The organism is Polaromonas sp. P1_G4 (assembly GCF_056405475.1).
The window spans coordinates 1-6,763 of record NZ_JBFUCA010000212.1 but is presented as its reverse complement, the minus strand read 5'-3'; the positions used below and the strand labels follow the sequence as shown (position 1 = coordinate 6,763).

Annotated in this window: 5 protein-coding genes; all 5 read left to right on the top strand. The window is 61.1% G+C overall.

Going from position 1 to position 6,763, the window contains the following annotated elements:
- Nucleotides 1–420: glycosyltransferase family protein (locus AC1D1X_RS12160; protein ID WP_477698348.1), on the top strand; the 420-nt coding region annotated here is incomplete at its 5' end.
- On the top strand, nucleotides 392–1,009 hold the full coding sequence (gene rnhB / locus AC1D1X_RS12155; protein WP_477669260.1) for a ribonuclease HII: 618 nt from the start codon (nucleotides 392–394) through the stop codon (nucleotides 1,007–1,009). The genes AC1D1X_RS12160 and rnhB, both read left to right, overlap by 29 nt.
- Entirely contained in the window at nucleotides 1,006–1,797 is a 792-nt protein-coding gene (locus AC1D1X_RS12150) for a TrmH family RNA methyltransferase (RefSeq protein ID WP_477669261.1), read from the top strand. Before rnhB ends, AC1D1X_RS12150 begins: the two co-directional genes overlap by 4 nt.
- A 391-nt stretch (nucleotides 1,798–2,188) precedes the next feature.
- Nucleotides 2,189–3,373, top strand: coding sequence for a glutamine-hydrolyzing carbamoyl-phosphate synthase small subunit (gene carA / locus AC1D1X_RS12145; protein WP_477669262.1), 1,185 nt, complete (start codon nucleotides 2,189–2,191; stop codon nucleotides 3,371–3,373).
- On the top strand, nucleotides 3,373–6,603 hold the full coding sequence (carB, locus tag AC1D1X_RS12140) for a carbamoyl-phosphate synthase large subunit (protein WP_477698347.1): 3,231 nt from the start codon (nucleotides 3,373–3,375) through the stop codon (nucleotides 6,601–6,603). Before carA ends, carB begins: the two co-directional genes overlap by 1 nt.
- Nucleotides 6,604–6,763: the final 160 nt, after the last annotated feature.

Below are 6,763 nucleotides of genomic sequence, written 5' to 3'. Positions count from 1 at the left end.
GGAATGAAACCCCATCTGCAGATCATCGAGGGCCAGTCCCACAGCGCGCTGGCGGCATGTGATGTAACGCTGATAGCGAGTGGCACCGCCACGCTGGAGGCGGCGCTTTTCAAGCGGCCCATGGTGATCGCCTACAACATGAACTGGCTGTCATGGCAAATCATGCGGCGCAAGAAATTGCAGCCATGGGTGGGCCTGCCCAATATCCTCTGCCGGGAGTTTGTCGTTCCGGAGCTGCTGCAGGACGCGGCCACGCCTGAGGCGCTGGCAGCGGAAGTGCTGAAATGGGTTGACGCAAAGTCTTCGGCACCTGACAAAATAGCGGCTGTAGAACAACGATTTACCGCGCTGCATGCGGAACTGCAGCGGGACACTTCAAAACTGGCGACAGATGCGATCCAGCAAATTCTTGAAAGCTGAGCAAACACCCTTGTCATGGGATACGCCTGGCCTTGTGGCTGGCGTGGACGAAGCTGGCCGGGGACCATTGATGGGCCCGGTGGTCGCGGCCGCCGTCATTCTTGATGAGCTCAATCCCATTCAGGGGCTGGCCGACTCCAAGAAGCTCACGGCCTTGCGCCGCGAAAAACTCTATGACGAAATCCGCGCCAAGGCACTGTGCTGCTCGATTGCGCTGGCAACCGCCGAGGAGATCGACAGCATCAACATCCTGCAGGCTACTTTACTGGCCATGCGGCGCGCGGTGGAAGGCCTGCGCCTCAAGCCCAACAAGGTGCTGGTCGACGGCAACCGGCTGCCAACACTGGTGATCCTGTCCGAGGCCATTGTGGGTGGTGACGCGCTGGTGCCTTCGATTTCCGCAGCGTCGATTCTGGCCAAGGTTTACCGCGACCGTTGGTGCGCGGAGTTCCATCTTGAGTATCCCCAGTACGGGTTTGCCGACCATAAAGGGTACGGCACGGCCGAACATCTGGCTGCGTTGCGCGAACACGGCGCCTGTCCCCAGCATCGCAGGTCCTTTGCGCCGGTGGCTGAGGTCTTGCGGTGAGTTCCGGCTTCTCCGGATCCTCCGGCTCCGCCACGTACATCACTTCGCGCGACAACCCCCTGATCAAGGACCTGCGCAAGCTCTCGCAGGACAGCACCGCGTACCGCAAACAGGGGCGCGTCTGGCTGGAGGGGGACCATTTATGCCGTGCAGCGCTGGCGCGCGGCCTGCAGCCTGCCATCGCCGTTTTTTGTGAATCATTTTGGTCTGCAAGCCAATCTGAATGGGCGCAAGCAGCTATCAAAAACATAGTAATTTCCGATGCACTGCTGCCGGAAATCAGCGGCCTGGAGTCACCCGCTCGCATGGGTTTTGTGCTGGATTTGCCGGCGCCCGCCAGCCCGCAACCCCATGCAGCCTCGGTCATCCTGGACCGTGTGCAGGATGCCGGCAACGTGGGCTCCATCCTGCGCAGCGCAGCGGCCTTTGGCTTTGGCCAGGTTCTTGCCCTCAGGGGTACGGCGGCGCTCTGGTCGCCCAAAGTGCTGCGTGCCGGTATGGGTGCCCACTTTGCACTGCAACTGGTGGAAGGCCTGGAGCCCGAGGCTCTGGCAGCATTGACCGTGCCCATCGTTGTCACCAGCTCGCACCAAGGCAGCTTTTTGCATCAGCAGAAGTTGCCTGTGCCGTGTGCATGGGCCATGGGCCACGAAGGGCAGGGCGTTAGCGACGACCTCATGAGCCGGGCGGCGCTCAAGATCCGCATCGACCAACCGGGGGGCGAGGAGTCGCTTAATGTGGCAGCCGCGGCCGCAATTTGCCTGTACGCAAGTTCGCTGAAGATATAGACCCACCCCCGTCCAGGCTCACTGCGTGTAGCCCGTTCCCCCCTTCCGGGGGGCGGCGCCTGGGGCTGGCAAAGCCGAACCCGCGGCCCCCACTGGTGAAATACTCCCCTGCATTCGCCCTGAATCTTCAAGCCAGCATGAGCCGCGGAACCGGCTCTGCCGGGCCGTAGGGCGGGCAGCCCCCTCGGGGGGCAGGGAGCTACACGAAGTGAGCGACCGTGGGGGCCACATCCCTAGGCTATAATCAAGGGCTTTTCAAAACACAGCTTCGCCCGAGCGCAGACAAAGCAAACACCCTCACAAAAGCAGCCAACTAAGGCAGCCAGCAAGAGTCTCCCTGAGACGTTTCTTGTGCACGCTTGGGCGAACCGTAACCAACTCGGAGAACCCAGTGCTTTTGTCTCTACAGGGATCACGCGAAAAATCCCCACACGCCATACTGGCGCTCGCAGACGGCACGGTCTTTATCGGCAATTCCATTGGAGCCGCAGGCTCCACAGTCGGCGAGGTGGTGTTCAACACCGCCATGACCGGCTATCAGGAAATCCTCACGGATCCGAGCTACTGCCAGCAGATCGTCACCCTCACGTACCCGCACATCGGCAACTACGGCATCAATGCCGAAGACGTCGAAGCTGAAAAAGTCCACGCGGCCGGCCTGATCATCAAGGACCTGCCGCTGCTGGCCTCGAATTTCCGCATGACCATGACCTTGTCCGAATACCTGGTCAAGGAAAACACGGTAGCCATCGCCGGCATAGACACCCGGCAGCTCACACGCCACCTGCGCACCAAGGGCGCGCAAAACGGCTGCATCCTGGCACTGCCTGCGGGCGAAGAAGTCAGTCAGCCCGCGATCGAAAAGGCCGTTGCGGCCGCGCGCGGCGCCCCCAGCATGGCCGGGCTCGACCTGGCCAAGGTCGTCTCGGTCAAGCAAACCTACGAATGGACGCAGACCGAATGGAAACTCGGCGCGGGTTATGGCGTGCAAATCACGCCCAAATTCCACGTCGTGGCTTTTGACTTCGGCGTGAAGAAAAACATCCTGCGCATGATGGCCGAGCGCGGTGCGCGCATCACCGTGGTGCCGGCACAAACGCCAGCTGCCGACGTGCTCAAGCTCAAACCCGACGGCATCTTCCTGGCCAATGGCCCGGGCGACCCTGAGCCTTGTGACTACGCGATTGCGGCGGTGCGTGAACTCATTGAGACCGGCATCCCGACTTTCGGYATCTGCCTGGGCCACCAGATCATGGCGCTGGCCAGCGGCGCGAAGACCTTCAAGATGAAGTTCGGCCACCACGGTGCCAACCACCCGGTGAAAGACCTGGACAACGGCCGCGTCAGCATCACCAGCCAGAACCACGGTTTTGCGGTGGATGAAAAAAGCCTGCCCGCCAACCTGCGGCCCACGCACATCAGCCTGTTTGACGGCACGTTGCAAGGCCTGGCCCGCACCGATAAGCCGGCGTTTTGCTTTCAGGGTCACCCGGAAGCCTCGCCTGGCCCGCACGATATTTCGTATCTGTTTGATCGTTTCACAGCCCTCATGGAACAGCATGGAGGGAACAAATAATGCCAAAACGTACAGACATCAAATCCGTCCTCATCATCGGCGCCGGCCCCATCATCATCGGCCAGGCTTGCGAGTTCGACTACTCCGGCGTGCAGGCCTGCAAGGCGCTGCGCGAAGAGGGCTACAAGGTCATCCTGATCAACAGCAACCCCGCCACGATCATGACCGACCCGGCGACCGCCGACGTCACCTACATTGAGCCCATCACCTGGCAGACAGTCGAAAAAATCATCGCCAAGGAACGCCCTGACGCCATCCTGCCGACCATGGGCGGACAGACTGCGCTCAACTGCGCGCTCGACCTCTGGCACAACGGCGTGCTCGACAAGTACAAGGTCGAGCTGATTGGCGCCAAGCCCGAAGCCATCGACAAGGCCGAAGACCGCCTGAAATTCAAGGACGCGATGACTAAGATCGGTTTGGGCTCAGCCCGCTCCGGCATTGCGCACAGCATGGATGAAGCCTGGGCAGTCCAGAAAACCGTTGGTTTCCCGACCGTGATCCGCCCAAGCTTCACGCTGGGCGGCACCGGCGGCGGCATCGCCTACAACTCCGAAGAATTCGAAGTGATCTGCAAACGCGGCCTCGAAGCTTCGCCCACCAATGAGCTGCTGATTGAAGAATCGCTGCTCGGCTGGAAAGAGTACGAGATGGAAGTCGTGCGCGACACCGCCGACAACTGCATCATCGTCTGCTCCATTGAAAATCTGGACCCGATGGGCGTGCACACCGGTGACTCGATCACCGTGGCACCGGCCCAGACGCTGACTGACAAGGAATACCAGATACTGCGTAACGCCTCGCTGGCTGTGCTGCGGGAAATCGGCGTGGATACCGGTGGTTCCAACGTGCAGTTCTCCATCAACCCGGTCGACGGCCGTATGGTCGTGATCGAGATGAACCCGCGCGTCTCGCGCTCATCGGCGCTGGCCTCCAAGGCCACGGGTTTCCCGATTGCCAAGGTCGCGGCCAAGTTGGCGGTGGGCTACACGCTCGACGAGCTGCGTAACGAAATCACGGGCGGCGCAACCCCAGCGAGCTTCGAGCCCAGCATCGACTACGTCGTCACGAAGATTCCGCGTTTCRCGTTCGAGAAATTCCCGGCTGCTGATTCGCGCCTGACCACGCAGATGAAGTCTGTGGGTGAGGTGATGGCCATGGGCCGCACTTTCCAGGAGTCCTTCCAGAAAGCGCTGCGCGGCCTGGAAGTCGGCGTCGACGGCATGAACGAGAAGACGCAAGACCGTGAAGTGCTTGAGAAAGAACTCGGCGCGCCCGGCCCCGACCGCATCTGGTATGTGGGTGACGCGTTTGCGCTGGGCATGAGCGTCGATGAAGTCTTTGCGCTCACCAAGATCGACCCGTGGTTTCTCGTGCAGATCGAGCAGATCGTCAAGATAGAACTTGAACTCGAAACCACCTCGCTCGACAAGATCGACGCCGTCACGCTGCGTGCGCTGAAGCAAAAAGGCTTCTCCGACCGCCGACTGGCCAAGCAGCTCAAGACCACCGACACGGCCATTCGCGAAAAGCGCCGTGCGCTGGGCGTGCGTCCGGTCTACAAGCGCGTGGACACCTGTGCCGCCGAGTTTGCCACCAACACCGCCTACATGTATTCGACCTATGAGGCCGAAGGCAGCGAGTGCGAAGCCGCTCCGACCGACAAGAAAAAAATCATGGTCCTCGGCGGCGGGCCCAACCGCATCGGGCAGGGCATCGAGTTTGACTACTGCTGCGTGCACGCGGCGTTGGCCATGCGCGAAGACGGCTACGAGACCATCATGGTCAACTGCAACCCTGAAACCGTCTCGACCGACTACGACACCTCGGACCGCCTCTATTTCGAATCGCTGACGCTCGAAGACGTGCTCGAAATTGTCGACAAGGAAAAACCGTTGGGCGTGATCGTCCAGTACGGCGGCCAGACGCCTTTGAAGCTGGCGCTGGATCTGGAAGCGAACGGCGTGCCCATCATCGGCACTTCGCCCGACATGATTGACGCGGCGGAAGACCGCGAGCGCTTCCAGAAGCTGCTGCACGAGTTGAAGCTGCGCCAGCCGCCCAACGCCACGGCGCGCACCGAGCCCGAAGCGCTTGAAAAAGCCGCTGCGCTGGGTTACCCCCTGGTTGTGCGCCCCAGTTATGTCCTGGGCGGCCGTGCCATGGAGATCGTGCACGAGCAGCGTGACCTTGAGCGCTACATGCGCGAGGCTGTCAAGGTCAGCCATGACTCGCCAGTACTGCTGGATCGCTTCCTGAACGACGCCATCGAGTGCGACGTCGATTGCCTGCGTGACCCCGAAGGCCGCACTTTCATCGGGGGCGTGATGGAGCACATCGAGCAGGCCGGCGTGCACAGCGGCGACTCCGCGTGCTCTTTGCCGCCATATTCCCTGAGCGCGGAAACCGTCACCGAAATCAAGCGCCAGACCGCCGCGATGGCCGAGGCACTGACGGTGGTGGGTCTCATGAACGTGCAGTTCGCGATCCAGAACATTGACGGCAAAGACGTCATCTACGTGCTGGAAGTCAACCCGCGTGCCTCGCGCACGGTACCCTTTGTCAGCAAGGCCACCGGAATCCAGCTGGCCAAAGTGGCAGCACGTTGCATGGTGGGCCAGTCGCTGGCTTCGCAGGGCATCAAGGACGAAGTCACACCGCCTTACTTCAGTGTCAAGGAAGCGGTGTTCCCCTTCGTCAAGTTCCCCGGCGTGGACACGATTCTCGGCCCCGAGATGAAATCCACCGGCGAAGTCATGGGCGTGGGCAAGACTTTCGGCGAAGCCTTCGTGAAGTCCCAGCTCGGCGCGGGCACCAAGCTGCCGACCTCCGGCAAGGTGTTCCTCACCGTCAAGAACAATGACAAGCCGCGTGCCGTGGAAGTCGCGCGCAAGCTGGCGGCCCTGAAGTTTGAAATCGTGGCCACCAAAGGCACTGCGGCCGCCATCCAGGCCGCGGGTATCGCCTGCACTGTGGTCAACAAGGTCACCGAGGGCCGGCCGCACGTGGTGGACATGATCAAGAACAACGAAATCGCCCTGGTCATTAACACGGTGGAAGAGCGGCGCAACGCGATTACCGATTCGCGCCAGATCCGCACCTCGGCGCTGCTGGCCCGTGTGACGACGTACACCACCATTGCCGGCGCCGAAGCGGCCGTGGAGGGCATGAAGTACCTGGATAACCTGCCGGTTTATTCCGTGCAGGAGTTGCATGCGCAGCTAGGCTGACAGCCTGACGCCCCGGGTTTTTTCCGGATTTCAGCAGATCCGATTTGCATTAAACTTGTTTGATTGAAACTTTGGATTCAAGCGCCGCCGCCAGGTGACTGGTGGCGGTTTCGCTTTTGAGAGGAGCAAAAACATGGCAACCATTCCCATTACCAAGCGT

Excerpts from the sequence above, each read along its gene's own strand:
- rnhB (WP_477669260.1), top strand. The coding sequence starts at position 392 with ATGCGATCCAGCAAATTCTTGAAAGCTGAGCAAACACCCTTGTCATGG.